Source organism: Paraburkholderia atlantica (genome assembly GCF_009362785.1).
Taxonomy (GTDB): domain Bacteria; phylum Pseudomonadota; class Gammaproteobacteria; order Burkholderiales; family Burkholderiaceae; genus Paraburkholderia; species Paraburkholderia atlantica.
Genome location: NZ_WHNQ01000007.1, coordinates 158,214 through 184,113, shown reverse-complemented (window position 1 = coordinate 184,113; position 25,900 = coordinate 158,214). Strand labels below are relative to the sequence as shown.

Genomic DNA, 25,900 nt, shown 5'->3' with positions numbered 1-25,900 from the left:
ACTATAGGGAGGTGTTTCGTCTACAACTGTCGGAAGATTCTGAAATGTGGGGCGCTGTTGAACGATGTTGAGGCGAGCTCCACTGCATGTCGGGGCTCGTCGCGGGATGCATCAATCCTCGCTGGGTTCAGGATCGAATCCCGCCCTGGCCAGGCCTTCCGTGAAGACGGCAAGGTTTTCATCGCGCTGGATCGGCATCCAGTCGGTCAAGTTGACGACGCGAAAGTCGGGAATCAGTTCGCGTAAGCGAAGCGCAGCTTGTTGAGCTTCTGCGGGTTTCCCGAGCCAGGCCTGGCTCGCGGCGAGCGTTGCGTAGGCCAGGCCGAAACCCGGCAAATCCCGGATGGCTTTCTCGGCCCACGCAGCGGCCTCGACGAAGTTGCCCATGAACAAATGCGCAGCCGATAACCCGAACTGCATCCGGTAGCGTTCCGGGTCCAACGGACTCAACTGCATCGCATGGGCAAATTGCTGGATTGCCTGTTCAGTTTCGCCGTGCCACAAGCGGAGAAATGCGCCGAGAAACCAGGCGGCGGCAAGATTGGGATTCAACTCGAGCGCCCGATCCAGCAAGGCAATACCTTCAGGCAAATCGCCGGCCAGATGCGATAGGGCGTGACCGCTGCGCGCGAGAGCGACGGCGTCGTATTTGCCTAACTCCACGGCACGACGCGCCCACTGGGCGCCTTCAGCCATTTCCCTTGGGCGATCCTGCATCCAGCCATTGACCTTGCGCCAGCAATGACACCAGGCCGCCATTGCATACGCCGATGCAAGATCAGGGTCGCACGCAAACGCGCGCTGAAACAAGGGCAACGCTTCGTCGATCGCTTCGCGGCTGCCTTGATGAAGCCGCGCCATGCCGCGCAGGTAGTAGTCGTAGGCACGCAGACTTTCGGTCGGTTTGAACCGCGCGCGAGCGATCTCCGCCTGTTCGACCTGCGGTGCGATCGCGCCGACCACACTGTCGGCGATCTGGTCCTGGAACTCGAAAATATTGTCGAGCACGCCCTCGAAGCGGCCAGCCCAATGGGTCGCGCCGGTGCCCGCATCGACGAGCTGGCCGGTGATGCGAACGCGCCCCTGTGCCTGCCGCCAACTGCCTTCGAGCACGTAGCGCACGCCGAGCTCTCGCCCGATCTGCTTCACGTCTACGTTGCGATGCTTGTAAGTGAAGCTCGAATTGCGCGCGACGACGAACAGCCAGCGGTATCGCGACAGCGCGGTGATGACGTCCTCGATCACACCGTCGGCCAGATAGTCCTGCTCGGGGTCACCGCTGAGATTGACGAAAGGCAAGACGGCGATCGAAGGCTTGCTGGCCTGCGCCGCATCCGGCGATGACGTTCCGGTTGCCGTCGCTGGTTTCTCACCGGACTGCAGAGATGCCGGATGTTCGATGACGTCGGCGACAAACCGGAATCCCTTGCGCGCCACGGTTTTGATCACCCGCTGCTGTTGACCGTCATCGCCGACCGCGCTACGCGCGGCGTTGACGTGGCTGGCCATGGTGGATTCCGAAATCACGCGTCCATCCCACACCGCATTGATCAACTCATCACGGCCCACGACGCGGTTGCGATGGCTCGCCAGATAAACCAGCAGATCGAACACTTTCGGCGTGGTGGCAACCGCTTGGGACGCACGGCGCAAGTCGCGACGCTCCAGGTCCAGCGTGCAGTCAGCGAAAACCCATTGCATTCGGGACTCCAGGGCGAGAAAGACGCCAGTTATGCGCTAGCCGGCGCGCTGATGAAGCAGGTCAAGGAATTTTGGACGGAAATACAAGGCGCAGACAAAGCGGCGCCGGCGGCTGGAAATGATACTGCACCCATCGGATCAAGCAGCAAGCCCTTCGTCAACCGAACCTGAGGGAGTGGTACATGAAAGTGGTCGTCATTGGTGGTAGCGGACTGATCGGCTCGAACGTGGTGCGGCGGCTTCGCCGCGATGGTCACGACGTGGTGGCCGCCTCCCCGTCGACCGGGGTGGACCTGATGACAGGCGAGGGGGTGGCGAAAGCGCTTGAAGGCGCGCAAGTCGTCGTCGATGTCGCCAACGCGCCGTCCTTCGAGGACGAGGCCGTGATGGCCTTCTTCCAGACGACGGGCCGCAACCTGCTGGCCGCCGAACACGCGGCGGGCGTCGAGCACCATCTTGCTCTGTCCGTCGTGGGCACCGAACGCCTGCAGCAAAGCGGCTATTTTCGCGCCAAGGCCGCGCAGGAGACGCTGATCAAGGCGTCGCCCGTTCCGTACACGCTGCTGCGTGCCACCCAGTTCTTCGAATTCGTCAGCGGCATCGTCGAGGCCAGCGCCCAGCGAGGCGAGGTGCGCCTTTCGCCCGCGCTGATCCAACCGGTCGCCGCCGACGATGTCGCCGCAGTCCTGGCCGATCTGGCGGCGGGGATGCCACTGAACGACACGACCGAAGTCGCCGGTCCGGACCGCTTCCCGCTCGACGAACTCGCCCGCAAGTTCCTCGTCGCGCACAAGGACCCACGCACGGTGATCGCCGATATCCACGCCCGCTATTTCGGCAGCGAGCTGGACGACCGCACCCTCGTCGCCGGCAGAGGTCATCGCGTCGGCCCGACGCGCTTCCACACCTGGCTCAGCCGCTCCATCGCGAAAGGCTGAACCGCATTCCCGCAACGTTTTTCCTCTCTTTAACCGCACAAAGGACATGCCATGACCCAGCGCATCGACTACCAGCAGCAATCCCCGGAACTGTTCAAAAAGTTCGTCGAGTTCAGCCTCGTGCTCAAGAAGTCGGCAATCGAGGAGACCATCCGCCATCTCGTCGACATCCGCGCCTCGCAGCTCAACGGCTGCTCGTTCTGCGTCGACATGCACGTGAAGGAAGCCACGATCCATGACGAGCGTCCGTTGCGCCTTCATCACGTGGCCGTGTGGCGCGAGTCCAACCTGTTCACGCCGCGCGAGCGTGCCGCGCTCGCATGGACCGAGGCGCTGACCCAGATTTCGCCGCTGGGTGTGAGCGATGAAATCTACGATCGCGTGCGGACCCAGTTCTCGGAGAAGGAACTGTCCGACCTGACCTTCCAGGTGATGTCGATCAACGCGTGGAACCGGGTCAACATCGGCTTCCGCATCCCGCCGGGTATCTACGACAAGGCTTTTGGTGTGGACAAGTCGGGCCTGGCCTGATCGATAAGCAAAGGAGCACCGTCATGCATGTTTCCAGATTGCTGATCGCATCGCTGCTGCTGGCAGCGGGCGCCGCACACGCGCACGAGCCGCCGCAGGCGCAAGTTACGCCGCTGATGACCAAGGCGCTGGAAGACTATCCGGGCAAGGAGGTCACGGTGCTCTCGGTCGAGTATCCGCCCGGCAGTGCGGACCCGGTACATCGGCATGATGCGCACGGTTTCATCTATGTGCTGGAAGGCTCGATCGTGATGGGCGTGCGCGGCGGCAAGACCGTCACGCTGAAGCCGGGCCAAACCTTCTACGAAGGACCGAACGACGTGCACACGGTCGGGCGCAATGCCAGCAAGACCAAGCCGGCTAAATTCCTGGTTTTGCTGCTGAAGGATGTCGGCGCCCCGATTCTGACGCCGACGAACTGACTGGCCCGGCGGTATTCGCGCAACGGCCATTCAGGTGAACAGCGGTTCGGCCCATTCCGAACCGCTGCTTTTGTCACTTAGGCAGCGAAGTCAGTCGATGACGACAGCTGTTTCCAGGCTTCCGTTTCCTGCGTCACATAAGCGTTTTTCGCGGCGATGGCAGCCAGCGTGTCCGTCCCCAGCGGAAGGCGCAACGGCGGGGACGCCGCGTCGACCAGCGCGATCATCGCGGCCGCAAGCTTGGTCGGGTCGCCGGGCTGGTTGTGATTCAGTTGCATGGCTTTGCGGCGAACCGCACCCGAGGTTTCGTCGTAATCGTCGATCACGTCCGGCGCAACGACCAGCGACGACGCATCGAGAAAGTCCGTACGAAAATACCCCGGCTCGACGACTGTCGCGTGAATACCCAGCGGCTTCAACTCGGCATGCAATGCTTCCGTGATGCCTTCGACGGCGAACTTCGTCGACGAATACACGCCGAAGCCCGCTGCGGCACGATAGCCGCCAATCGACGACACATTGATCACGTGGCCCGAGCGGTTCGCGCGCATCGTCGGCAATACGGCGCGGGTGACGTTGAGCAAGCCGAAGACGTTGGTGTCGTACATGCGACGCACGTCCTTGTCGGCGGATTCTTCCACCGCGCCGAGCAGACCGAACCCGGCGTTGTTGACCAGCACGTCGACGCGGCCGAATTTTTCGACTGCGGCCTGCACCGCCGCCTTTGCCTGCGCTTCGTTGGTCACGTCCAGTTCCACCGGCAGCAGCGCAGCCGACTCGCCAAGCCTTTCGGCGATCGCAGCGACTTTGCGTCCGGCGGCTACCACCGCGTTGCCGTCTGCAAGCGCGGCTTCGGCAATCAGTGCGCCGATGCCTCGCGACGCGCCGGTGATGAACCAGACCCGCTTGAAACCGCCCTGTTGGATGTTTGCCATGATGTGTCTCCTACGTGTGGGTGATGAAGTGATGCCATCGTAAGCTCAGCGATTGACACAAACTAGCCATGCTTTACTGGAGTCATAATCAACTTATATTTGCTAATCGTCGGCTCCAGCATGTTTCGCAGACAGAGACTCGACCGGGCTCGCCGGGGCGACTCGAAGCGTCCGCGCGGCGCAACGGCGGTATCATGGGCACGTCTTCGCAAGTGCGAGCCGCCCGGCGCGGCTCCTTTCTGATCATGAATTCATCTGTTTCCTCATCGTTATTGCGCCGCGCGGCGGTCGTGGTCTTCGTGTTCGGCGCGCTGGCCGCGTGCCAGAAGAACGACGCGTCGGCCGGCCAGGTCGCGGGCAAGCTCAACGACGCCGCGCAGCTTGCCGGTCAGAAGCTCGATCAGGCCGCCAGCTTCGTCGGCCAACAGGTCACCGCGACCAAGGACGCCGCACAGCAGAACCTCGACTCGGCCTCCGCGCCGTCGATCAGGATCGACCCGGCCGCGCTCGCGTCGAGCGCGCAGGCCAACCTGCAGAACGCCGCCAGCGCGGCCAACGCGCAGCTCGGTAGGGCCGCGTCGATCACGGGCCAGGGCCTCGAAACGGCGGGGCGCAAGCTGCAAGCGTGGTCGGCGCAGAATGCGAGCTCGTCGGCTTCGTCGAGCGCATCGACCGATTCCGCCGACGCCCAGAAGCAGATGGACAAATAACCCGCGCGCCGTTCGAGCCGGCTTTCGCCGTTTGACTTTAGAGGTATATGTAATTACTATGGTTACACATTGTCGTTGCGGGATCTGTCGTGAACACGAGTAGCCGGTTTGCCTTTGCCGTGCATGTGCTCGCGCTGTTGTCGTTACAGGGCGGCGTGCCGTTGTCGTCGGAGATGATTGCGGGCAGCGTGAACACGAATCCCGTGCTGATTCGCCGGCTTCTGGCCATGCTCTCCGAGGCCGGCCTCACCACGTCGCAGATGGGTGCCGGTGGCGGCGCGTTGCTCGCGCGGCGGCCGGAACAGATCACGCTGCTCGACGTCTATCGGGCGGTGGAAGACGCGAAGTTGTTCGCGTTGCATCGCGAGGAGCCGAATCCCGCGTGCATGGTGGGGCGCAATATTCAGAGCGTACTGAGCGGGATCGTCGACGAAGCGCAGCAGGCAATGGAAGCGGCGCTGGCAGCACGCACGCTCGCCGATGCGACCGCCGACGTGGTCCGCTCGGAGAAGCATCGCGCGCGCAAGCGCCGAGCTTGAGCGCGTCTAGCAAGTGAACGGGGTGAGAGCCCCGCTTTTTTTCTCGCTATATGTAACTATAGAAGTTACATATAAAACAACTTGAGGAGTACGCTGATATGAGCAAGCAACTGAAGATCGCCTTGTTTGGCGCGACCGGCATGATCGGTTCGCGGATTGCCGCGGAAGCCGCGCGTCGTGGGCATCAGGTGACGGCGCTGGTGCGCGATCCGGCGCGCGTGCCGGCCGGCGTCGCGAATCTGCACGCGGCGCAGGCCGATCTGCTCGACGCGGCGAGCGTCGGCGCGGCGGTGCGCGGTCAGGACGTCGTCGCAAGCGCGTATGCGCCGCCGCAAGGCGATCTCGCCACGCTGACGCAGGCCACCCGCGCGCTGGTCGAAGGGGTGCGCGCGGCGGGGCTGAAACGCGTCGTCGTGGTAGGCGGCGCGGGCTCGCTCGAAGTCGCGCCGGGCAAGCAACTGGTCGATACCGACGGTTTTCCGGACGCGTACAAGGGCATCGCGCTCGCGCATCGCGACGCCTCCGACTACTACCGCGGCGTGACCGATCTCGACTGGACCTTCTTCGCGCCGGCCGCGCTGATCGCGCCGGGCGAGCGCACCGGCAAGTTCCGCACGGGCGCGAACACGCTGATCGCGGACGCGGACGGCAACAGCCGCATTTCGGCCGAAGACTACGCGATCGCGTTCGTCGACGAACTGGAGCAGGGCCGCTTCATCCGCCAGATCGCGACGGTCGCGTACTGACGACCGGCGCATCGATTTCGCCGGCCGCGCAAGCGTACTAACATTCGGTTACGCATGTTCGGGCGCGCCGGGCGTAACTGCGGCTACACTGGCGTCTGCCGTTTTCTCACGGATTGCCATGCAGTCATGCCCGTCGCGGCGTGAGTCCGAGGCTGCGCCGTCTGGCGGCGGGCAGCAGCCGGCGATTCTCACCGCCACTCACCTCTCCTCCAATTGCACCGTTCGCGGCACTGCCAGCGGCGACGCCCGCCCGCGCGCGAGCGCCAGTGCGCCCGGTTGGTTTGCCGTGCTGCTATGCGCCGCGCTGATTCTGTGTCTCGGCGTGCTGCCGCGCCTCGCGCAGGCAGCCGGCCCCGCGGTCGGCGGCGGCACGCCGGTGATTCCGGCCTTGCAGAGCCTGATCAACAGCGCGACGGTGAACGCGGCGCCCGCGTCCGCGGCGTCGGGTGCATCGGCGCCCGAGGCGGCGTCGGCGCCGTCGCCCGCCAGCCAGGCGGAGCTTGCGCGCTCGCTCGACAGCGTGATCGCCACGCTCGACAACGACCGCCAGCGCAGTGCGCTCGTCGCCCAACTGAAGAAATTGCGCGACGTATCGCAAAGCGCCGCGCAAACCGTCGGCCCGCCCGCGCCCGCGGCCGTGCAACCGAGCCCGGGCCTGCTCGGCGCGATCGCATCGGGCATCGCGTCGTTCGAATCCGATGTGCATCAGGGCCGCACGCCGGTGCGTTACTGGAGCGGGCGCGTGACCGCGGCCGGCAACGAGCTGTACACGATCGTCTCCGGCCAGGGCCGCGAGGGTGTCGGCACGATCCTGCTGGCGATGCTGGGGATGCTGGCCGGCTGGGGCGCCTGTGCCGGCGCGCTGATCTACCTGCAGCATCGGGTGCACAGACGCTTCGGCATCGAACTGGTGCTGCGGCCCAATCCCACCACGCGCGAGCTGCTGATCTTCGCGTTGCGCCGCGTCGGCCCGTGGATCATCGCGTTCATCGCGGCGCTGCTGTTCATGCGCGCAATGCCCGATGCGCTCGGCCGCACGCTCGGCATGGTGGTCGCGTACGCGATCGTCGCGGGCGCGGTGTTTTCCGCGATCTGCCTGATCATGTTCTCGCTGTTCGGCTCGGGCCACCGGCGCGTCGCGGTGCGCCTGCTGATCGATCACGCGCGCCGCGTGCTGTTCGTGATCGGCGTGTGCGGCGCGCTCGGCGACGCAGCCGTCAATTACGACGTCGAGCATCAGATCGGCACCAACCTCGCCGCGCTGATTTCGACCGCGGCCAACATGACGGCCGCCGTGCTGACCGGCTATTTCGCGCTCGCGTTTCGCCGGCCGGTCGCGCACCTGATCCGCAACCGGCCGTACGAACAGCGCAACGACCACAGGGCCGCAACCGATGCGTTCGAGGTGCTTGCCGCGATGTGGCACGTGCCGGTGCTGGTGCTGGCGGCCGCGTCGGTGGTCGCGACGCTGGGCGGCTCCGGCTCCAGCGAAAACGTGCTGCAGATCTCGATCGTTACCGCGCTGCTGCTGGTGCTGGCGTTTTTCCTGTCGGCGATCGTGCTGCGCATGACGCGGCCGCGCAGCGCCCGCGCGCGGCGCCGCTCGCCGTACCTGACGCGGCTGCTGCGCTTTTGCGGCACCTTGCTGACCTTGTTCATCTGGCTGTTTTTCTTCGAATTGGCGGCGCGTCTGTGGGACGTGTCGCTGGCCGCGGTAATCGAGAGGAACGTGGCGGCGCGCGGCATCGCGCATGCGATGACGGCGATCGTCGCCACCGTGTTCATCGCGTGGCTGCTGTGGATTCTGGTCGACACCGCGATCACCGAAACGCTCAATCCGGGCAGTCCGCGCAACAAGGCGCGCATCCCGAGCACGCGTGCCCGCACGATGCTGCCGCTGGTGCGCAACGTGTTGCTGGTTTCGATCATGACGATCGGCGGCATCGTCACCGCCGCTAACCTCGGCATCAACGTGACGCCGCTGCTCGCCGGCGCGGGCGTGATCGGTCTGGCGATTGGTTTCGGCGCGCAATCGCTGGTGACCGACCTGATCACCGGACTCTTCATCATCATCGAGGACACGATCTCGGTCGGCGACTGGATCGACGTCGATGGCGGCCATGCGGGCACGGTCGAACATCTGTCGATCCGCACCGTGCGGCTGCGCGACGGGCAGGGCGCGATCCACGCGATTCCGTTCTCGCAGATCAAGATCGTGAAGAACCTGTCGCGCGATTTCGCGTATGCGGTGTTCGAGGTGCGCATGTCGTTCTCGACCGATGTCGACGAGATCACGCAGCTGATCCGCGAAGTCGGCGCGGAACTGATGGCCGACTTCCGCTACCGGCGCGAGATGCTCGGGCCGATCGAGGTGTGGGGCCTCGACCGTTTCGATCCGAACTGGATGGTCGTCAAAGGGCAGATCAAGACGCGGCCGTTGCAGCAGTGGAGCGTGGCGCGGGCGTTCAATTTGCGGCTCAAGCGCAAGATGGACGAGGCGGGCATCGAGATTCCGGTCGCGCAGATGCGGGTGTACACGTCGTCGAAGGATAGCGAGGGCGAGCCGTTGCGCGACGATGAGATGACCGGGTTCGTCGCGCCTGTCGATGCCGGTGCCGATGACAGCAGGCATGCACATGGCGATGTGCGTCAGCGGGCGCGCGACGGCGTACACGGCAAAGCGCATCGAAAGGCGCATGAATCCACGCGCGAGCGCACCGGCGAAGCGGCGCACGAGTATCCGCGCGAAGCGGAGTATCAGGTGGGCGCTGTCGGCCCGTCGGCGCGAGCATCGACACATGTGCCGCTTGCGCCCGCGCGTGACGTGTCGCACGAACCGCGTCCGGCGCCGCCGCCGACCGGACAGACCGCGCCGATTCCGCCGCAGATTCCGACGGCAGGCGATGTGGGTGGGAAGAGTTGAGGCGGGGGGTGTTGCGGGCGGTGCGGCGACGCCCGCGTGCTGGTGTATTCGCGTGATTGCTTAATCGCGCGAACGCGTTACTTCACGTCACGCGTCGTCGCGACGTGCAACCATCGTCAAACCATCTCCGCGGCGTCGGCCATGCGCACGATGTCGTTCACGTGCGTGCCGATCCGCGCGCCTTCGACGCCATAGACATGCAGCGACACCGCCGGTGCATCGCTGCCGTTGCCGAGCCGATGAATCGCGGCACGGCCGCCGCGCACGTACGACACCGCGCCGCGTTTGCGCGTCTGAGCGCGCAGCGCGCTCGCGCATTGCTGCGCGTCGTCCCATTGGAAGACCGTTTCGCTCAGTTTGCCTTCGACCACCGCGTAACCGCACCACGTGTGATGCGCGTGCACGGGGCTCGCCTGGCCGGGCTGCCAGACCAGCGCGGCGATTGCATAGCGGCCATGCGGATCGGCGACGAGCAGATGGCGCCGATAGGTGTCGGCGGAACCTTCGCGTTGCATCGGTGCGAGCAGCGCCGGGTCGGCGGCCGCCTCGGCGAGCGCGAGCCGCATGGCGCGCGCGAAGAATGTCGAATGCGACGGTTCCGGACATTTCGCGCAGGCTTCGAACATCGCGTCGAGCGTGTCGCTCAGTCGCTCGAGCGGTGTGCGCTTCATATCGCGCAGCGCGTGCATAGGTAACGCGGCCGCTTCGGCTCGCGCCGGGTCCGGCAGCGACTTCAGGTAGTCGGGAAGGGGCTCGAAAGCGGTGGCGCGAAGGTCGTCGCTCATGATGTTGATGCAGCGCGGGCGCTGCTGGTCGGCAATTTTCGGTATCGATATTTATACCGGTTTGCCCGGAGAAAGAGTTTCCATATAATTCCCTCGACCGTCAGAAAAGTAGAATAATTTCCTATAAGGGGTGGGGGTATGGGTATGGATATCATCGATCGGAAGCTGCTCGAATTGCTGCAGGCAGACGCTACGATGCCGATCGCCGAACTCGCGCAGCGCGTGAACCTTTCACAGACGCCCTGCTGGAAGCGGCTGCAGCGCCTGAAGGAGGCGGGCGTGATTCGCGCGCAGGTGGCGCTGTGCGACGCGCGCAAGCTCGGCGTCGGAACCACGGTGTTCGTTGCGGTGCGCACGAACCAGCACACGGAGACATGGGCCGCCGCATTTACACAAGCGGTGCGCGATATTCCCGAAGTGGTCGAGGTCTATCGGATGAGCGGCGAGACCGACTATCTGCTGCGCGTGGTGGTCTCCGATATCGACGACTACGACCGGATCTACAAGCAGTTGATCACGGCCGTGCCGCTGTACGACGTGAGTTCGAGCTTCGCGATGGAGCAGATCAAATATTCGACGGCGTTGCCGGTGCGTTCGTCGGCGGTAACGTGATGACCGTGGAGCATCCGTGAATGCCGGGTGCGCCGCTTGCTGTTTCGAAAGCAACCGCGCCACGGCGCATGCATACCGCTCCCGTCGGCTGCAAGCCGCGTGCAAGCCCACTGGGCGTAGAATGCCGCCTTCTCCGACCCATCCGCGACTGCTTCGCGATCGAGCCCGCTTCATGACCAGACCGCCGCGCAAGAAGAACCCGACCTTTGGCATCGCCGTCTTCATCGTGGCGGCGATTCTGCTCGTGACCGTCACGCTGATCTACAACGCGATCCGTGAAAAGCACGAGTTCGAGAGCCAGCCCACGCAGGTGCCGCCGGTGGCTTCGGAGGCAGCCGCGGCAGTCAACGCGCTGAGGCCGGCGAGCGGCGCCGCGCAATAACGCGCGCCTGGCTGCTTCACTCGTCCGGCAACCGGATGATGCTCGCGTCCTTGCGAATCTGCGCGGATGCCGCGAGCATCTGCTTGCATTGATGCGCGAGCAGCTTCGTGTCGTGCACGGCATCGGCCGTATAGTCCGGCGATTTCTCCGTTTTGACGACCATCGCGTCGAGCTCGCGACTCATCAGTTTGATCTGCTCGCTCTGCTCGGCGGGCAACGCGGTGCCGGCTTCGGCGGCGCTCAGGTTGTCGCGCACGAGGCTCAAAGCGCGCTGCAGCGGTTGTAGCGAGACGTCCTCGACCTGTTGCTGCTGTTGCGCGGAAGTGCGCAGCAGCGGCGCGGCGGCCGTGATCTGCGACGCGAGCACGTGGCTGCGCACCAGCAGCCCGTTCAACTCCGGCACGAACTTCTGCGCGGACTTCGGTTCGAGCATCATCCGCTGGAACGCCTGGCCGAGATTGGCGAACGCAACGTGGACGTTCTTGCGCGCGAGCCGATAGCGGTAATCGCGGTCGAGCGCGGTCGCCGCCGCGGCAGCGGCAGCCGATGCGCCGCTTGCCGGGCGCGCGGTCGGATTGCGGATCGTGGTGGTGCCTGGGGTGGCGTCGCGCGCGTTCGCGCCGGCACTTGCGTCCGCGAGCGGCTGCGCACGGTTCGCGCGCTCGGCGCCGCGTGCACCGCCGGCATTCTCCACTTCCCGTTCGGCTCCGGCGACCGCGAGCGCCGGCCCGCCAAAGCCGAGCGCCGGGTCTGCCATCGCGGCCGCCGGCGCGCGCGCGCCCGCTTCGGTCACGGCCGCGACCACCGCCGCGGCCGGCTTGCCGCTCCACCACCAGCTCGCTTCGAGATACTGCCGCGTCGCGCTGATCATGTTGTTGACCAGCTTGCCCATCAAGCGGTACTCCCAGTACGGGAACAGGTGGCTCGCCGCGATCGCGATCGCGCAGCCGACCACGGTATCGATCGCGCGCTCGCCGATGATGCGCAGGCTGCCCGGCGCAAGCAGATGGAACAGCAGCAGCACGTACGACGACGTGAACACGACGCTCGCCGTGTAGTTGAACAGCAGCAGGCTGTAGCTCATCACCATCGACGCGAACATCACGACCATCAGGATGTGCGGCTCCTTCACGAAGATGATCAGCGCGATGCTCGCCGCGCAGCCGATCAGCGTGCCGATGATCCGCTGCCCGTTGCGCTGCTTGGTCAGCGAGTAGCCGGGCTTCAGGATGATGACGGTGGTCATCACGATCCAGTACGCGTTCGTCAGCGGCAGCAGGCGGCCGAGCCAGAAGCCCACGGCGACCGCGATCGTCACGCGCAACGCATGGCGAAAGCTCGGCGAGGCCATCGTCAGATTCGAGAAGATCTGCCCGAACGGCACGCGCCGGCTCGTCACGAAGCGGCTCAGCGCCTGGTCGATGCGCAGTTCGGTTTCGGTCGGGCTCGGCTCGGTGGTGAGGCTGCGGTGCATCTTGTCGATCAGCCGCGTGGCGCTCCAGATGCGCCGGAAATTCGACGACACCGCCGAATATGCCTCCGGGTTCTGCGTCGGCAGCTCCTGCTTGCGCATCAGCTCGATTTCATACTCGATCGCGCGCAACTCGGCCTTCACGTTCACGCGCTTGCGCGGCGCCTGGTTCTGCAGCACCGCGAGGCCGATCTCCTCGAGATCTTCGGCGGCCTTGCGGATCAGATCGCGATAGAACACCAGCAGGTCGGAGCCGCCGAACGTGCTGCGCACGAGCGTGTAGTCGGTTTGCGCGCCGACGAACAACTCGTGCAGATCGACGGTATTGATGAACAGGTTGTACAGCATCGCCCGGCGTGGTTCGAGCTTGCCGCGTTTGAGCTTGGGCAGATTGCGCAGCACGATGTCGCGCGCGGCCTCCTGGCGATCGACCGCGGCGATCTGCTTGTCGACCAGGTTGCGATAGCACTCGTCGAGATCGTTGTCGAGATCGTAGAAGGCGGCGCGCGCGAGCAGATAGTCCGCGCACGCGAACACGCTTTCGGCGAGCGCCTGCTGCTCGATCCGATACACCATCCATTGGCTCACGAAGGTCGACCAGTATGTGTACCAGAGGCCGCCGAGCAGGATCCACGACGCATTGACGAGCGCCTGCAGCGGCGTGAAGTGCTCCTCCAGCGTCAGGATCATCATGAACAGCGTCGCGAAGCTGATCTGCGGCCAGCGGTTGCCGTACACGACGATCAGCGACAGCACGAACGTGAGCGGCACGACCGTGCACCACAGCGCGATCGGATTGACGGTGGCGAGGCCGGTGGCGAGCGCGGACAGAAAGCCGATCACCGAGCAGGCCAGCATCTCGTTGTGCTTGTACTTGAGCGGGCCCGGCATGTCGACGACGCAGGCGCCGAGCGCGCCGGTCGCGATCGTGAAGCCGAGCTCACGATTGTGAAACACGATCAGGCACAGGATGGCCGGTAACGACACGCCGACCGCGATGCGCAGGCCGCCATAAAAGTACTGGCTATAAAGGAATTTTCTTATTTCGACCGAATAGCGCATCGACTACCTGAATCCATTCACCGAGAAAAACCGCAGTTGGAAAGACAGCGCGAAACTGCCGTCGAGTCTAACTGATTTTGCGCGCGTTCTGACCTCGTCCATTCGGCCAGGTTATGCCCTGGGGGATCGGTTTGTTATGCTGTCGCTTCAATGTTCGCCGTGGCTCGCGCGCATCGCTCGCGGGCCATCAGCGTGCCAAATGTGATCTGGAATCCATGCTTCAGCTCTTCTACTCGAACCGCTACGAAACGCTGGTGGGCGCGCTGCTCGACGACCTCGCGCAAGCGCCGTCCGACCCATGGACCGCGCGGCCCGTGATCGTGCCGAGCGCGGCCGTGCGCCGGCGGCTCGAACTCGATATCGCCGCGCGCCAGGGCATCTGCGCGAACGTGAACTTTGGTTATCTCGCGCAATGGTTGTGGGCGCAGATCGGCGGCGTGATCGAGGTGCCGAAGCATTCGCCGTTCGCGCCGGACCGGCTCGTGTGGCGCTGCTACCGGCTGCTCGACGACACTGACGAAGCGCTGCCATGGAACGCGTCGCCGCGTCTGCGCACCTATCTCGATGCGGCCGACGCGTCGATGCGCTACGAACTCGCGCGGCGCGTCGCGACCGTGCTCGATCACTATCTGACCTATCGCCCCGAATGGCTGCTGCAATGGCAGAAGGGCGGCTCGATCTTCGCGAGCGGCGCGGCGGACGACACCGGTCCGCGTCTGACCGGCGCGAGCGATGCGGCGCGCGAAGACGAGCGCTGGCAGGCGGCGCTGTGGCGCGCGGTGCTCGCCGAACTCGCGCAAGCCGGGGGGCATGCGCAAACATCCGCGGCCGCGCTGCCGCCCGCGTATCGGTTCCTCGATGAAATCGCTGCGCTCGATCTCGAGGCGATCTCGAACGCGCAATGGCCCGAGGCGGTCAGCGTGTTCGCGCTGCCCACCATGCCGCCGCTGCACATTGCGTTGTTGCGCGCGCTGTCGCGCTGGATCGACGTGCGTCTGTACGTGATGAACCCATGCCGCGAGTTCTGGTTCGACGTGGTCAGCGAAGGGCGCGTGCAGGCGCTCGACGCGGCGGGGCAGCTCGACTATCAGGAAGTCGGTCATCCGCTGCTCGCCGAATGGGGACGGCAGACTCAGGCGCAGCTGCATATGCTGCACGAGCTGACCGAAAGCGCGGCATCGGCCGAGACCGGCGAGTTCACCGAGAACCCCGAGCCGAGCTGGCTCGCCGCCGTGCAGAACGGCATCCTCGATCTGCGCAATGAAGCCGATGCCGACGAGTTGCCTGTCGAGCGCGGTATCGAGGTACACGTCTGCCATAGCCTGTCCCGGCAGCTCGAAGTGCTGCACGATCGCCTGCTCGGCTGGTTCGACGAGTTCGACGATCTGCAGCCGTCCGACGTGCTGGTCGCGGTGTCCGATCTCGCGGCGGCCGGTCCGCTGATCGATGCGGTGTTCGGCACCACGCCCGCCGGCGACACCCGCCGCATTCCGTACCGGATCACCGGCTTGCCGCCGTCGCAGGCCAATCCGGTCGCGCGTCTGTTGCTCGACTGGCTCGCGCTGCCCGAGCGCAGCGTCGGCGCGCCGGATCTGATCGAATGGCTGCGCGTCGATGCGGTCGCGGTGCGTTACGGCATCGACGCGAATTCGCTCGAAGCCGCGCAGGAATGGCTCGCGGCCGCCGGCGCGCGGCGCGGGCTCGCGCCGCTCGAACCGGTCGGCGAGCACGTGCCGGTCGCGCGTCATACGTTCGCCGATGCGCTGACGCGCCTGTACCTCGGCTATGCGATGCCGGCCGGCGGCGAGCCGGTCGATGCGTGGCTGCCGGTCGAAGGCGCGGGCGGTTCGGATGCTGAATTGCTCGGCCGTCTGTCGCGCTTCGTCGACGATATCGACAGCTTCGCGGCGAGTTGCGCGAGCGAGCGCACGCCGGCCGACTGGTCGCAACTGTTGCTCGAAACGCTCGGGCAGTGCTTCGACGGCGGCGTCGAGTTCGCCGATTCGCTCGCGGCCGTGCGCGACGCGCTCGATGCGATGAGCGCCTCGATGCAGGCCGGCGCGCATGATGTGCTGCTGCCGGCCTCGGTGGTGCGTACCGCGCTCACCGAAGCGCTCGACGACCCCGCGCGCGGCGGCGTGCCGTGGGGCAGCGTGACGTTTTCTTCGCTGACGAGTTTGCGCGGCTTGCCGTTCCGTGTGGTCTGCCTGCTCGGCATGGACGACGGCGTGCTGCCGTCGCTCGCGCGTGCCGACGAATTCGATCTGATGGCCGCGTTCGGCAAGGCCGGCGACCGGCAGCGCCGCGACGACGAGCGCAATCTGTTCCTCGATCTGCTGCTCGCCGCGCGCGAGCGGCTCTTCATCGCTTACACGGGCCGCAGCATTCGCGATAACGCGCCGCTGCCGCCGGCCGCGCTCGTCGACGAACTGCTCGATCATCTCGCGCAGGTGTCGGCGGGCGAGGACGCGAGTCCGGCCGAGGTCGACCGCGCGCGGCGCGAGTTCATCGTCGAGCATCCGTTGCAGGCGTTCGCGTCGGACTACTTTGCGGCGAAGCCTGACCTGTTCACCTACGACGCCGATCGTGCCGAGTTGGCCACGTTGCTCGCCGAACCGCAGCACGCCGACGCCGCGCCGTTCTTCGATCAACCGCTGCCGCCGGAAGACATGCGCGAGGTGCAGTTCGACGACTTCGTGCGTTTTTGGCGTCATCCGGCGCGCGCGCTGTTGCGCGACCGGCTCGGCATCGCGTTGTCGGATGCGCAGGGCGAGTTGCTCGATACCGAGCCGTTCGATCTCGACTATGCGGGCCGCGATGCGCTCGCCGAGCGCCTGCTGCCGGTGCTGCTCGATACCGACACCGCAGACGACGTGATGTACGGCCGCGTGCAGCGCGTCGCCGAGGCGAGCCCCGAGTTGCCGGGCGGCGCGACCGGCGCGGTGTGGCGCGCGCGCGAGCTGTCCGCGCTGCGGCAGTTGGCGCAAAGCGTGCGGCGCGAGGTGGCGGCCGGTGTCGAGCGCTTGCCGTTCGTGCTCGACATCAGGCCGCGCTGGCCGCAGGGCGGCGATGGCACCGATAGCGCCGATTCCCTGTTCGGCGACTACGACGCGCTGCTGCGCCAGTCCGCCGAAACGCCGCTGCAATTGCGCGGCACGTTGAACCTGCTGACTGGAACGGGACAAGTGATCTTTCGTTATGCCAAAGCCAGCGCGCGCGATTATCTATCAGCGTGGCTCGCGCATCTGGTCTATTGCGCGGCGCAGCCGGACGGTCCGCGCCGCACCGTGTGGCACGGCAGCGGCGAGAGCTTCGAGCTCGCACCGGTCGCGGCGCCGCTCGACGAACTCGCGCCGTTGGCCGCGCTCTTCAAGGCCGGCCGCCGGCTGCCATTGCGCTTCTTCCCGAAGAGCGCATGGGCGAGAGTCAGCGAAAGCGAGTCGGTGGCGCAAGGCGTGTGGATCAACGACCGCGTGCGCGGCGAATCCGACGATCCCGCGTTGCGCATCGCGCTGCGCGGCACCGCACTCACGCTCGACGAACCGTTCGGCAGCCTCGCCGCGATCGTCTTCAAGCCACTGATCCAGCATGTGCGGAGCGCCTCATGAGCGAAGCGCTGCGCCATCAACACCTCGTCGCCGACGAGCTCGACGTGTTCGCGTGTCCGCTCGACGGCGTGAACCAGATCGAAGCGTCGGCGGGCACCGGCAAGACGTGGAATATCTGCGCGCTGTACGTGCGGCTGCTGCTCGAAAAGAACCTGAACGCGGATCAGATTCTGGTGGTCACGTTCACGAAGGCCGCGACCGCGGAGTTGCACGAACGCATTCGCGGCCGTCTCGCGGAGTTGCATCGCGCGATCGAGATGGACGACGACGGCGGCGATCCGTTCATCCGCCGGCTGTTCGAAACGACGCTCGCGCCTGAGAACGGTATCGAGCGCGAGGCGGCGCTGAAGGTCGTGCGCCGTGCGCTGCGCACCTTCGATCAGGCCGCGATCCACACGATCCACGCGTTCTGTCAGCGCGCGTTGCAGGAAGCGCCGTTCGCCGCCGCGATGCCGTTCGCATTCGAGATGGAAGCCGACGACGCGGCGCTGCGCTTCGAACTCGCCGCCGATTTCTGGCGCGAGCAGGTCGAGCCGGTCGCGCATGCGCATCCGGCGTTCGCCGCGTGGCTGGTGGCGAGGCGCGCCGGTCCGGCGTCGCTCGACGAGCAGTTGGCGCGACGCCTGAAAAAGCCGCTCGCGCAATTGCGCTGGGGCAGCGTTCAGGCGGACGGCGCCGGCACCGATTCGCAGGCCGGCTTCGATGTCGCGTGCGCGATCTGGCAGGCCGAGCGCGACGCGATCGTCGCGCTGCTCGCCGAAGCGCAGGAGCGCCTGAGCAAGACCACACACAAGCCCGATCACGTCAGCGCCGCGATCGCCGCGTGGACCGACTACTTCGCGCGGGGCGACTGCCATGCGCCGCCGCCGCGCGCCGCGTTGAAGCTGACGGCGTCGGCGTTGAAGAAGGCGACCAAGGCCAAGTTCGAGCCGCCCGCGCATCCGTTCTTCGAGCACGCCGACGCGTTGGCCGCGGCCGTGGTCGCTGCCGAGGCCGCGCAGCGCGCGCGCTGGCTCGGGCTCGTGCAGACGTGGCTCGACTTCGCGCCGGCCGAGCTGGTGACGCGCAAGCGCACGCGCCGCGTCGTGTCGTTCGACGATCTGCTCGCGAATCTGTATCGCGCGCTGGCCGCGCATCCATGGCTCGCCGATGCATTGCGCAGCCGCTATCCGGCCGCGCTGATCGACGAGTTCCAGGACACCGATCCGCTGCAATTCGCAATCTTCAGCCGCATCTTCGCGCCGGCTGGGCCGCTGTTCCTCGTCGGTGATCCGAAGCAGGCGATCTACAGTTTCCGTGCGGCGGACCTGCATACGTACCTTGCGGCGCGCGAGTCGGCGTCCGCGTGCTACACGCTCGCGGTCAACCAACGCTCGACCGCACCGATCGTCGATGCGTGCAACCGGATCTTCGAGGCGAACCCGCAGGCGTTCGTGCTCGACGGGCTCGACTATCAGCCAGTGCGTGCGGGCGAACGGCGGCGCCCCCCGTTCGCCGATCCCGACGCGAGCGGCGGCGATTTCCGCATCTGGACGTTGCCGCGCGGCGAGACCGCGCTGAGCAAACGCGACGCGCAGCGCGCGGCGAGCGAAGCGTGCGCGGCCGAGATCGTGCGGCTGTTGCGAGGGGCGCGTGAAGGCGTGGTGACGATCGGCGACAAGCCGCTCGCGCCGGGCGATATCGCAGTGCTCGTGCAGACGCACAAGCAGGGCAGCCTAGTCAAACGCGTGCTCGCGGCGTGGGGCGTCGGCAGTGTGGAGCTTGCGCAGGCGTCGGTGTTCGCGACGCTTGACGCCGAGCAGATCGAGCGTGTGCTGGCCGCCATCGATACGCCCGGCGATCTGCGCCGTCTACGCGCCGCGCTCGCCACCGACTGGCTCGGGCTCGATGCTGCCGCGCTGTGGCGCCTTACGCAGGTCGCCGATGCGCCAGCGGCCCAAACCGGAGGCGTGGCTGATTCAACGTCCGCACCCGATCCCGCCGACGCGATGGGCTGGGTCGAACGTTTTTCACGCTACCGGATGCTGTGGCACGAACGCGGCTTCGCCGTGATGTGGCGCACGCTGATGCGCGAGCTGCGCGTCGCGCAGCGGCTCGTCGCGGGTGTCGATGGCGAGCGCCGGCTGACCAACGTGAATCATCTCGCCGAGCTCGTACAGGCGCGCGCGGCCACCCAGCCCGGCATCGCGCCGACCCTGCGCTGGCTCGCCGCGCAGCGCGAGCACGGCGGCGGGGAAGAGGCGCAACTGCGGCTCGAGTCGGATCGCAATCTGGTGCAGATCGTCACGGTCCATAAATCGAAGGGACTCGAATACGCGGTCGTGTTCTGTCCGTTCCTGAACGATGGGGGCTTGCGCGAGCCGCCGTCATCGGGCTTGCCCGATGCGCGCGAGTACCACGACGACAGCGGCGACGCGGTGCTGCACTACGGTTGCGACGAACAGGAAGCCGAGCGCGCGTCGCGCTACGCGGTGCGCGAGCAGGCGGCGGAACGCGCGCGGCTCGTCTATGTGGCGCTCACGCGCGCGGTGTATCGCTGCTACCTGGTCGCGGGCACCTATCTGTCGTCGCGCTCGACCAAGGAGTCGCGCCGCAGCGTGCTGAACTGGCTCGTCGGCGGCAGTGGACACACGTTCGACGCATGGCTCGCCGAGCCGCCCGACGAAGCCGCGCTCGCGGCGAGCTGGCATGCGCTCGCGGGCGGACCGGTCACGTTGCGGGCGCTGCCCGAAGTGACGCGGCGCGTGCCGCTCGAAAGTCTGCAGGATCACGGCGCGCATCTGCGCGCGCGCGCGAATCGGCGGGCGTTGCGCGATCAGTGGCGCATGGCGAGTTTCAGCGGCCTGATCGCGGCCGGCAGCAGGAGCGCGGATGCGCACGCGCACGCGCCGCAGGAAGACTTGCGGCCCGATCACGATGAGATCGCCGATGCGCTACGGTCCGCGCCGTTGCTCGTGCCGGTCGCCGCGACCAACGCCCCGGCGCATGCCGACGACGACATCCTCGCGTTCCCGCGCGGTGCGGCGGCTGGCGATTGCCTGCATCGGATGTTCGAGCTCGCCGATTTCAGCGACGCGCGCAGCTGGCCCGACGCGATCCGCGGCGCGCTGCGCGAGCGACCGGCGCCGGCCGCGCCCGAGCTGGCCGCGCGCTTGCCCGCGATGATGCATCGGCTGATCGCCGACGTGGTCTCGACCGAACTGGTGCCGGGCATGACGCTCGCGCGGCTCGATCCGCGTCGGCGCCTGAACGAACTCGAGTTTCTGTTCGCGGCGCCGTCGCTGGATTTTCCGGCGCTGCGCGAACTGCTGATCGAATACGGCTACCCCGACGTCGCGCTCGAGCCCGGCGTGCTGCGCGGGTACGTCAAAGGGTTTATCGACATGATCGTCGAGCACGACGGCCGCTTCTGGATCGTCGACTGGAAATCGAACCATCTCGGCGACACCGCCGCCGACTACGCGGCCGCGCCGCTCGAAGCAGCGATGGCGAGTCACGCATATCACCTGCAGGCGCTGCTTTATACGGTCGCGTTGCATCGCTATCTGAAGACGCGCGTGCGCGATTACGCGTACGACACGCATATCGGCGGCTATCTGTATCTGTTCGTGCGCGGCGTGCGGCCGGATTGGCGCGATGTCGACGGCGCCGCCGGCGTGCATAGACGGCGCGCGCCGTTCGAACTGGTGGCGCTGCTCGACGCGGCGATGATCGGAGGTGGCGCATGAGCACGCCGGGCACGCTTGACGAGCGCGCGGCCACGCCGCTCGGGCTCGAAGACATTGGCGTCAACCTGCCCGCGCCGGCCGATTTCAGCATCGCGCTGGCCGAAGGGTTCGCGCGTCGGATCGGCATGCTGGCGCGGCGCGGAGGCGCATCGACCGAGGTAGTGAAGTGGGCCGCGCGCGGCGCGTTCGCGGCGAGCCGCGCGACCGCCGAAGGGCATGTGTGCGTGCCGCTCGCGGCGCTCGCGCGCCGCTTCGACGCATCGAGCGCCGAAGTGCGCGCGGCGCTGCTCGCGAGCGGCATGGCAAGCGATGGCGCCGCGGACGCAGCGGGCGCGGCGGCGTTGCGGCCGCTCGTGATCGACGCGCAGGGGCGTCTTTATCTCGCGCGCTACTACGACTACGAGCGGCGCCTGGCCCACGCTCTGGTCGCAAAGGCGACGGCCGACCGGAGCACCGCGAATGTCGACGCCGACACCGCCCCCGCCGCTTTGCGCGAACGCCTGCTGCGTTACTTCGGTCCGCCGAGAGACGACGAAGTCGACTGGCAACGCGTCGCGGCCGTGATGGCGCTGTCGGGGCGGCTGACGATCGTCAGCGGCGGTCCGGGCACCGGCAAGACCACGACCGTGGTCGGCGTGCTCGCGTGTCTGCTCGATGCGCGCGCCGATCTGCGCATCGCGCTCGCGGCGCCGACCGGCAAGGCGGCGCAACGGATGCAGGAAGCGTTGCTCGCGCGCGCGGGCGAGCTGCCGGCAGAACTCGCCGAGCGTTTGCCGCAGACGTCATACACGCTGCATCGTTTGCTGGGCTCGGGGCCGGGCGGACGTTTCCGGCATCATCGCGATAATCCGTTGCCGTATGACGTGGTCGTGATCGACGAGGCGTCGATGATCGACGTCGCGATGGCCACGCATCTGCTCGACGCGATCGGAGCGCAGACGCGGCTCGTGATGCTCGGTGACAAGGACCAGCTCGCCGCGGTCGAAGCCGGCGCGGTGTTCGCCGAGCTCAGCGCCCGGCCGGCGCTGAGCGCGAGCGGATTGCGGCGGGTCGCGCAGGCGCTCGACATCGACGAGGCGCGGCTCGCGCGGGCTTTGCCGCGCGTGTCGCGTCAGGGCGATGAAGCGCCGTCGGATGATTTTTTTGTGCCGCCCGAGGCGCTGCAAACGTTCGAGCCGGACGCATCGGGCGATCTGTTCGCCGGTGTCGCGACAGCGGCGGGTGACGAGCAGCCCGATCGCGATGCGCTCGCGGACTGCGTCGTCTGGCTCGAGCGCAACTACCGGTTCGGCCTCGAGTCGCCGATCGGCCGTTTGTCGGTTGCGATTCGCAACGGCTCACCGAGCGCGGCGCTCGACGTACTGCGGACCGACCCGACCGAGGTCTGTGCCGCGGCGCTGCACGAGGACGCGCACACGACGCTGACCGAACGCACCATCACCCGACTTGCCGCCGGCTTCGCGCCGTACGCCGACGCACTTGCCGCGACGCTCGCCAGCGATACGCCCGATCCCTTGCCGCTGTTCGATGCGCTCAACCGCTTTCGCATCCTCTGTGCGACGCGGCTCGGTCCTCGCGGCGTCGATCAGGTCAATGCGGCGATGGCGGCTCAGGTGCGCCGCGCCGCGGGCGTCACGCTCGCGGTCGGCGCGCAGTGGTTTGCCGGACGGCCGGTGATGGTGACGCGCAACGACTACGCGCTGGGGCTGTTCAATGGCGACATCGGCATTGCGCTGCCGGGCGCGGGCGGCGCGCTGCGCGTGTATTTCCGCACCGGCGACGGCGGCGTGCGCGCGGTGTCGCCGGCCGCGCTGCCGCCGCACGACACCGCGTTCGCGCTGACGGTCCACAAGTCGCAAGGTTCGGAGTTCGAGCACGCGGTGCTGGTGCTGCCGTCGGCGTTCAGCCGGGTGTTGTCGCGTGAGCTCGTGTACACGGCGATTACTCGGGCGCGCGAACGCGTCGAGGTGATCGGCGCGCGGGCCGTGCTCGCGCAGGCGATCGCGACGCCGACGCAGCGTGATTCGGGGCTGGCCGCGAGGATTGCGGAGGCGTCGCGTTGATCGCGAACGCCGGCGGAACGAGCGGAGTGGGGGCTTAAAGTGCGAGCGGCGCTCAACCGGCCATGCCGCTCGCCCGCTCGATACACTCGACGCGGCTGCGCATCGTCTTGCGATACCACAGCGTCCACAGCGCGAGTCCGGCGTAGATGCCGTAGCCGATAAAGGGTGAAACGACGAGGAAGCGTTCGATCGGCCACGTCAGCGCCATACACGCGCGTAGCGCAGTTTCGGCGGTCAGACCGACGCCCCACACGAGCGTCATGGCTCGCATCGCGGGGGCGAGACCGGGGCGTTCGCGCCAAAGCGTCTCGAAATGCGCGGCGCCGCCTTCCATTTCGCGCGCGACCGTCGCGCGCGCGAGGTAGAAGATCAGCGGACGATGCATCGGCAGCGACAACAGGAACACGACGCCGACCGCGCCGGACACCAGCGACTCGCGCAACAGCAGCATGCGCGGACTGCCGCCGAGTGCCATGGCCGCCACCGACAACACGATGCCCGCGACCACCATCACGCTGAGGGCATCGACGCGCTTGAAGCGCGCGAGCTCGATCGCGCTCCACACGAGCGGGGGCACGGCGGACGCGATCAGCGCGCCGGTTTCGCCGACCCGCGGTAACGCGAGCCGGTAGGCCAGCCACGGCAGCAGAAAGTTGACGGCCAGTTCAAGCACGAAACCGGGACGGATCTTCATGTGAATTTACGCCGTAAGCGAAAAAGCCAGTATCGATGAACCCGTCGCGCCGACGCAAATGGTTTTTTTCGTAACGCGTTCGCGGCCGGGCGCCGCCGGGCACTCGACCTGGCGCTCCAGCGCGCTCCGGCAACCGCGGGCAAGCCGCGCCGAGCGCTTGTACACTGATGCAACTTTCTTCCCGACTTCTCATGACATCCCGCTATCCGATCCCGCCCAACGAAATCGAATTGACCGCCGTGCGCGCGCAAGGGGCGGGCGGGCAGAACGTCAATAAGGTATCGAGCGCGATTCATTTGCGTTTCGACGTGCGCGCCTCGTCGCTGCCGGAAGTGCTGAAGATGCGTCTGCTCGCGCTGTCCGACCACCGGCTCACGCGCGACGGTGTCGTGGTCATCAAGGCGCAGGAGCATCGAACCCAGGAGATGAACCGCGCGGCGGCGCTCGCGCGGCTCGATGAACTGATCGAAAGTGTCAGCGTGACCCGCAAGCATCGTGTCGCGACACGGCCGACCCGCGCGTCGAACCTGCGGCGGCTCGACAGCAAGGCAAAGCGCAGCGAGGTCAAGTCGGGGCGCGGCCGCGTGCACGAGTAGCGGCGCGGGTCGCTAATGCCGGGCGCCGCGTCTACCGGTGCGCACATCCGGCGGCGATGCCTCCGGCACGAAGTCGACGCACAGCACATGCGTGCCGTCGTGCTCGAACGCGATCGCCGCGGTGTAGCAGTCCTGACCATCGGCGAGCGAATAGTGCGGCCCCATCATCGCGACGCGGCCCGGCGCCGCGAGCGCGTGGCGGAAATACGCACGACGCGACCAGTTGCTGCGCGTCTCCGTATACAACGGCGCGAGCCGCTTCGGAGGCGGCGAGACCGACGCCGCCGTCACCGAAGGCTGGGTCTGCTCGCCCTGGCCGTCGGTGAGGAACACGCGGCGCGCTTCGGGCAGATGCCAGACCTTTTGCGCGGCCTGTTTGAGGTCGCCGGTCGCCTTGTAGGTGTCGGCGGCGGCCAGCACCGCCTCCGCGAAGCCCTCGAACCCGAGCCGCTGGTGGCCGGCGTGTGCGCGCTCGTAGTCGGCGAATTTGCTCCAGATCGACTCGACGAGCGCGGGCACCCTCGTGCAGGCGGCCCGCACGCTGCTCTTCGGCTGACCGAACCAGAAACCCTGCACGAAATCGACATCGGCCTGCATCAGGATCATCAGCTCTTCATCGGTTTCGACGCCTTCGGCGAGCACCAGCGTGCCCGACTGATGCAGCATCGCGATCAGATGGCTGATCATCGATTCGTCGCCCTCGCGCTTGCCCGCGCGTGCAACGAGCGAACGGTCGAGCTTGACAATGTCGGGGCGGAAGCGCCACACGCGGTCGAAGTTCGAGAAGCCGGTGCCGAAGTCGTCGATCGCTATCAGGAAATCGCGCGGCTGCGAGGCGGCGAGCATGCTGGCGACGGCGGATTCATCGTCGGCAGGCTGCTCGAGCACTTCGATCACGATGCGCTCCTGCGGCAGCCCGAAATGCGCGGACAGCTCGTCAATGAACGCGCGCTGCGGCCAGCCGGTTTCGAACACCTGCGGGCGCGTGTTCAGAAACAGCCACCCGGTGCTGATGCCTTGCTCCATGAAGTTCGCCACGTGCAGGCAGCGCGCGATGCGATCGAGTTCGCGCGCCTCGGCGGCCGAGCGCGTGCCGGAGAACAGGACTTCGGGCGAGACGGGCAGGCCGACCGGATCGAACGCGCGCAACAGCGCTTCGTAACCGACCACGCACTGATGCGTGACCGACAGCACCGGCTGGAACACGCTGTGCAATGTCAACGCGCGCCAGGTCGCGGTCCAGCCCGACTCGCCGCGGACCAGGTGCGGGAGCAGGCCGCTCACGGTCAATTCGCTGACGGATGGCATAGAAGCGGGCATGAGAGCTGACATGGGATTGTTGCGGCAAGGGGTGAAGGGGCTCGCAAACCCATTCGGCGCGCAGCGCTCGCAAACCCGAAGCGTCGCCGGGACGACACAGACGCGTCCCGCGAACACGGAGGGCTGTACCAGCT

General features: G+C 66.8%; 19 protein-coding genes. 13 read left to right on the top strand and 6 right to left on the bottom strand.

Annotated elements, in window-relative coordinates; genetic code table 11:
- Window positions 1-111: 111 nt before the first annotated feature.
- Window positions 112-1,701, bottom strand: a complete 1,590-nt coding sequence (locus GCT19_RS13000; protein WP_152852168.1) for a winged helix-turn-helix domain-containing tetratricopeptide repeat protein — start codon at window positions 1,699-1,701, stop codon at window positions 112-114.
- A 182-nt stretch (window positions 1,702-1,883) separates the two neighbouring features.
- Here GCT19_RS13000 and GCT19_RS12995 point away from each other — a divergent pair, with 182 nt between their 5' ends.
- From GCT19_RS12995 to GCT19_RS12985, 3 genes are read left to right on the top strand one after another with little or no spacing between them, the layout of a single operon-like run.
- The gene (locus tag GCT19_RS12995; protein ID WP_152852167.1) at window positions 1,884-2,639 is read left to right on the top strand and encodes an SDR family oxidoreductase; all 756 of its coding nucleotides are present in this window, start codon (window positions 1,884-1,886) and stop codon (window positions 2,637-2,639) included.
- A 51-nt stretch (window positions 2,640-2,690) separates the two neighbouring features.
- A complete protein-coding gene (locus GCT19_RS12990) occupies window positions 2,691-3,170 on the top strand; it encodes a carboxymuconolactone decarboxylase family protein (RefSeq protein WP_018432277.1) in 480 nt (159 codons plus the stop codon).
- Between the two features lie 23 nt (window positions 3,171-3,193).
- Window positions 3,194-3,592 carry a cupin domain-containing protein gene (locus tag GCT19_RS12985; protein ID WP_152852166.1) on the top strand — a complete coding sequence of 133 codons (399 nt, stop codon included), beginning with the start codon at window positions 3,194-3,196 and terminating at the stop codon, window positions 3,590-3,592.
- A 77-nt stretch (window positions 3,593-3,669) separates the two neighbouring features.
- On the opposite strand, the gene GCT19_RS12980 is transcribed toward GCT19_RS12985, so the two are convergent.
- Window positions 3,670-4,527, bottom strand: coding sequence for an oxidoreductase (locus GCT19_RS12980; protein WP_152852165.1), 858 nt, complete (start codon window positions 4,525-4,527; stop codon window positions 3,670-3,672).
- 245 nt (window positions 4,528-4,772) lie between these two features.
- Here GCT19_RS12980 and GCT19_RS12975 point away from each other — a divergent pair, with 245 nt between their 5' ends.
- The 4 genes from GCT19_RS12975 to GCT19_RS12960 all read left to right on the top strand — a co-directional run bounded on the left by GCT19_RS12975 (window position 4,773) and on the right by GCT19_RS12960 (window position 9,445).
- A complete protein-coding gene (locus tag GCT19_RS12975; protein WP_026228059.1) occupies window positions 4,773-5,237 on the top strand; it encodes a hypothetical protein in 465 nt (154 codons plus the stop codon).
- 89 nt (window positions 5,238-5,326) lie between these two features.
- On the top strand, window positions 5,327-5,776 hold the full coding sequence (locus tag GCT19_RS12970; protein WP_026228058.1) for an Rrf2 family transcriptional regulator: 450 nt from the start codon (window positions 5,327-5,329) through the stop codon (window positions 5,774-5,776).
- 98 nt (window positions 5,777-5,874) lie between these two features.
- On the top strand, window positions 5,875-6,522 hold the full coding sequence (locus tag GCT19_RS12965; RefSeq protein WP_152852164.1) for an NAD(P)-dependent oxidoreductase: 648 nt from the start codon (window positions 5,875-5,877) through the stop codon (window positions 6,520-6,522).
- Between the two features lie 118 nt (window positions 6,523-6,640).
- Window positions 6,641-9,445 carry a mechanosensitive ion channel family protein gene (locus GCT19_RS12960; RefSeq protein WP_152852163.1) on the top strand — a complete coding sequence of 935 codons (2,805 nt, stop codon included), beginning with the start codon at window positions 6,641-6,643 and terminating at the stop codon, window positions 9,443-9,445.
- Window positions 9,446-9,561: 116 nt separating this feature from the next.
- Here the strand turns inward: GCT19_RS12960 and GCT19_RS12955 are convergent, their stop codons facing one another.
- Window positions 9,562-10,230 (bottom strand): cysteine dioxygenase family protein, encoded by a 669-nt coding sequence (locus GCT19_RS12955; protein WP_152852162.1) that lies wholly within the window; start codon window positions 10,228-10,230, stop codon window positions 9,562-9,564.
- A gap of 138 nt (window positions 10,231-10,368) precedes the next feature.
- Between GCT19_RS12955 and GCT19_RS12950 the strand changes: the two genes are divergently transcribed.
- Window positions 10,369-10,842: an Lrp/AsnC family transcriptional regulator gene (locus tag GCT19_RS12950; protein WP_013089133.1), complete on the top strand. Its 474-nt coding sequence runs from the start codon at window positions 10,369-10,371 to the stop codon at window positions 10,840-10,842.
- A gap of 172 nt (window positions 10,843-11,014) precedes the next feature.
- On the top strand, window positions 11,015-11,224 hold the full coding sequence (locus tag GCT19_RS12945; RefSeq protein ID WP_018432268.1) for a hypothetical protein: 210 nt from the start codon (window positions 11,015-11,017) through the stop codon (window positions 11,222-11,224).
- A gap of 16 nt (window positions 11,225-11,240) precedes the next feature.
- Here the strand turns inward: GCT19_RS12945 and GCT19_RS12940 are convergent, their stop codons facing one another.
- Window positions 11,241-13,757: an FUSC family protein gene (locus GCT19_RS12940; RefSeq protein WP_018432267.1), complete on the bottom strand. Its 2,517-nt coding sequence runs from the start codon at window positions 13,755-13,757 to the stop codon at window positions 11,241-11,243.
- 215 nt (window positions 13,758-13,972) lie between these two features.
- Between GCT19_RS12940 and recC the strand changes: the two genes are divergently transcribed.
- Genes recC through GCT19_RS12925 form a run of 3 tightly spaced genes read left to right on the top strand, consistent with a single transcriptional unit; the run spans window position 13,973 to window position 23,156 of the window.
- The gene (gene recC / locus GCT19_RS12935) at window positions 13,973-17,365 is read left to right on the top strand and encodes an exodeoxyribonuclease V subunit gamma (protein WP_152852161.1); all 3,393 of its coding nucleotides are present in this window, start codon (window positions 13,973-13,975) and stop codon (window positions 17,363-17,365) included.
- Window positions 17,362-21,093, top strand: a complete 3,732-nt coding sequence (gene recB / locus GCT19_RS12930; RefSeq protein ID WP_152852160.1) for an exodeoxyribonuclease V subunit beta — start codon at window positions 17,362-17,364, stop codon at window positions 21,091-21,093. Before recC ends, recB begins: the two co-directional genes overlap by 4 nt.
- Window positions 21,090-23,156, top strand: coding sequence for an AAA family ATPase (locus GCT19_RS12925; protein WP_152852159.1), 2,067 nt, complete (start codon window positions 21,090-21,092; stop codon window positions 23,154-23,156). Before recB ends, GCT19_RS12925 begins: the two co-directional genes overlap by 4 nt.
- 52 nt (window positions 23,157-23,208) lie before the next feature.
- On the opposite strand, the gene GCT19_RS12920 is transcribed toward GCT19_RS12925, so the two are convergent.
- Window positions 23,209-23,850, bottom strand: coding sequence for a VC0807 family protein (locus tag GCT19_RS12920; protein ID WP_018432263.1), 642 nt, complete (start codon window positions 23,848-23,850; stop codon window positions 23,209-23,211).
- Window positions 23,851-24,041: 191 nt separating this feature from the next.
- Between GCT19_RS12920 and arfB the strand changes: the two genes are divergently transcribed.
- Window positions 24,042-24,446 carry an alternative ribosome rescue aminoacyl-tRNA hydrolase ArfB gene (gene arfB, locus GCT19_RS12915; RefSeq protein WP_013089140.1) on the top strand — a complete coding sequence of 135 codons (405 nt, stop codon included), beginning with the start codon at window positions 24,042-24,044 and terminating at the stop codon, window positions 24,444-24,446.
- A 12-nt stretch (window positions 24,447-24,458) separates the two neighbouring features.
- On the opposite strand, the gene GCT19_RS12910 is transcribed toward arfB, so the two are convergent.
- Window positions 24,459-25,754, bottom strand: coding sequence for a sensor domain-containing phosphodiesterase (locus GCT19_RS12910; RefSeq protein WP_152852237.1), 1,296 nt, complete (start codon window positions 25,752-25,754; stop codon window positions 24,459-24,461).
- Window positions 25,755-25,900 lie beyond the last annotated feature (146 nt).

Excerpts from the sequence above, each read along its gene's own strand:
- GCT19_RS13000 (WP_152852168.1), bottom strand. The coding sequence starts at position 1,701 with ATGCAATGGGTTTTCGCTGACTGCACGCTGGACCTGGAGCGTCGCGAC.
- GCT19_RS12995 (WP_152852167.1), top strand. The coding sequence starts at position 1,884 with ATGAAAGTGGTCGTCATTGGTGGTAGCGGACTGATCGGCTCGAACGTG.
- GCT19_RS12990 (WP_018432277.1), top strand. The coding sequence starts at position 2,691 with ATGACCCAGCGCATCGACTACCAGCAGCAATCCCCGGAACTGTTCAAA.
- GCT19_RS12985 (WP_152852166.1), top strand. The coding sequence starts at position 3,194 with ATGCATGTTTCCAGATTGCTGATCGCATCGCTGCTGCTGGCAGCGGGC.
- GCT19_RS12980 (WP_152852165.1), bottom strand. The coding sequence starts at position 4,527 with ATGGCAAACATCCAACAGGGCGGTTTCAAGCGGGTCTGGTTCATCACC.
- GCT19_RS12975 (WP_026228059.1), top strand. The coding sequence starts at position 4,773 with ATGAATTCATCTGTTTCCTCATCGTTATTGCGCCGCGCGGCGGTCGTG.
- GCT19_RS12965 (WP_152852164.1), top strand. The coding sequence starts at position 5,875 with ATGAGCAAGCAACTGAAGATCGCCTTGTTTGGCGCGACCGGCATGATC.
- GCT19_RS12960 (WP_152852163.1), top strand. The coding sequence starts at position 6,641 with ATGCAGTCATGCCCGTCGCGGCGTGAGTCCGAGGCTGCGCCGTCTGGC.
- GCT19_RS12955 (WP_152852162.1), bottom strand. The coding sequence starts at position 10,230 with ATGAGCGACGACCTTCGCGCCACCGCTTTCGAGCCCCTTCCCGACTAC.
- GCT19_RS12950 (WP_013089133.1), top strand. The coding sequence starts at position 10,369 with ATGGGTATGGATATCATCGATCGGAAGCTGCTCGAATTGCTGCAGGCA.
- GCT19_RS12945 (WP_018432268.1), top strand. The coding sequence starts at position 11,015 with ATGACCAGACCGCCGCGCAAGAAGAACCCGACCTTTGGCATCGCCGTC.
- GCT19_RS12940 (WP_018432267.1), bottom strand. The coding sequence starts at position 13,757 with ATGCGCTATTCGGTCGAAATAAGAAAATTCCTTTATAGCCAGTACTTT.
- recC (WP_152852161.1), top strand. The coding sequence starts at position 13,973 with ATGCTTCAGCTCTTCTACTCGAACCGCTACGAAACGCTGGTGGGCGCG.
- recB (WP_152852160.1), top strand. The coding sequence starts at position 17,362 with ATGAGCGAAGCGCTGCGCCATCAACACCTCGTCGCCGACGAGCTCGAC.
- GCT19_RS12925 (WP_152852159.1), top strand. The coding sequence starts at position 21,090 with ATGAGCACGCCGGGCACGCTTGACGAGCGCGCGGCCACGCCGCTCGGG.
- GCT19_RS12920 (WP_018432263.1), bottom strand. The coding sequence starts at position 23,850 with ATGAAGATCCGTCCCGGTTTCGTGCTTGAACTGGCCGTCAACTTTCTG.
- arfB (WP_013089140.1), top strand. The coding sequence starts at position 24,042 with ATGACATCCCGCTATCCGATCCCGCCCAACGAAATCGAATTGACCGCC.
- GCT19_RS12910 (WP_152852237.1), bottom strand. The coding sequence starts at position 25,754 with ATGCCATCCGTCAGCGAATTGACCGTGAGCGGCCTGCTCCCGCACCTG.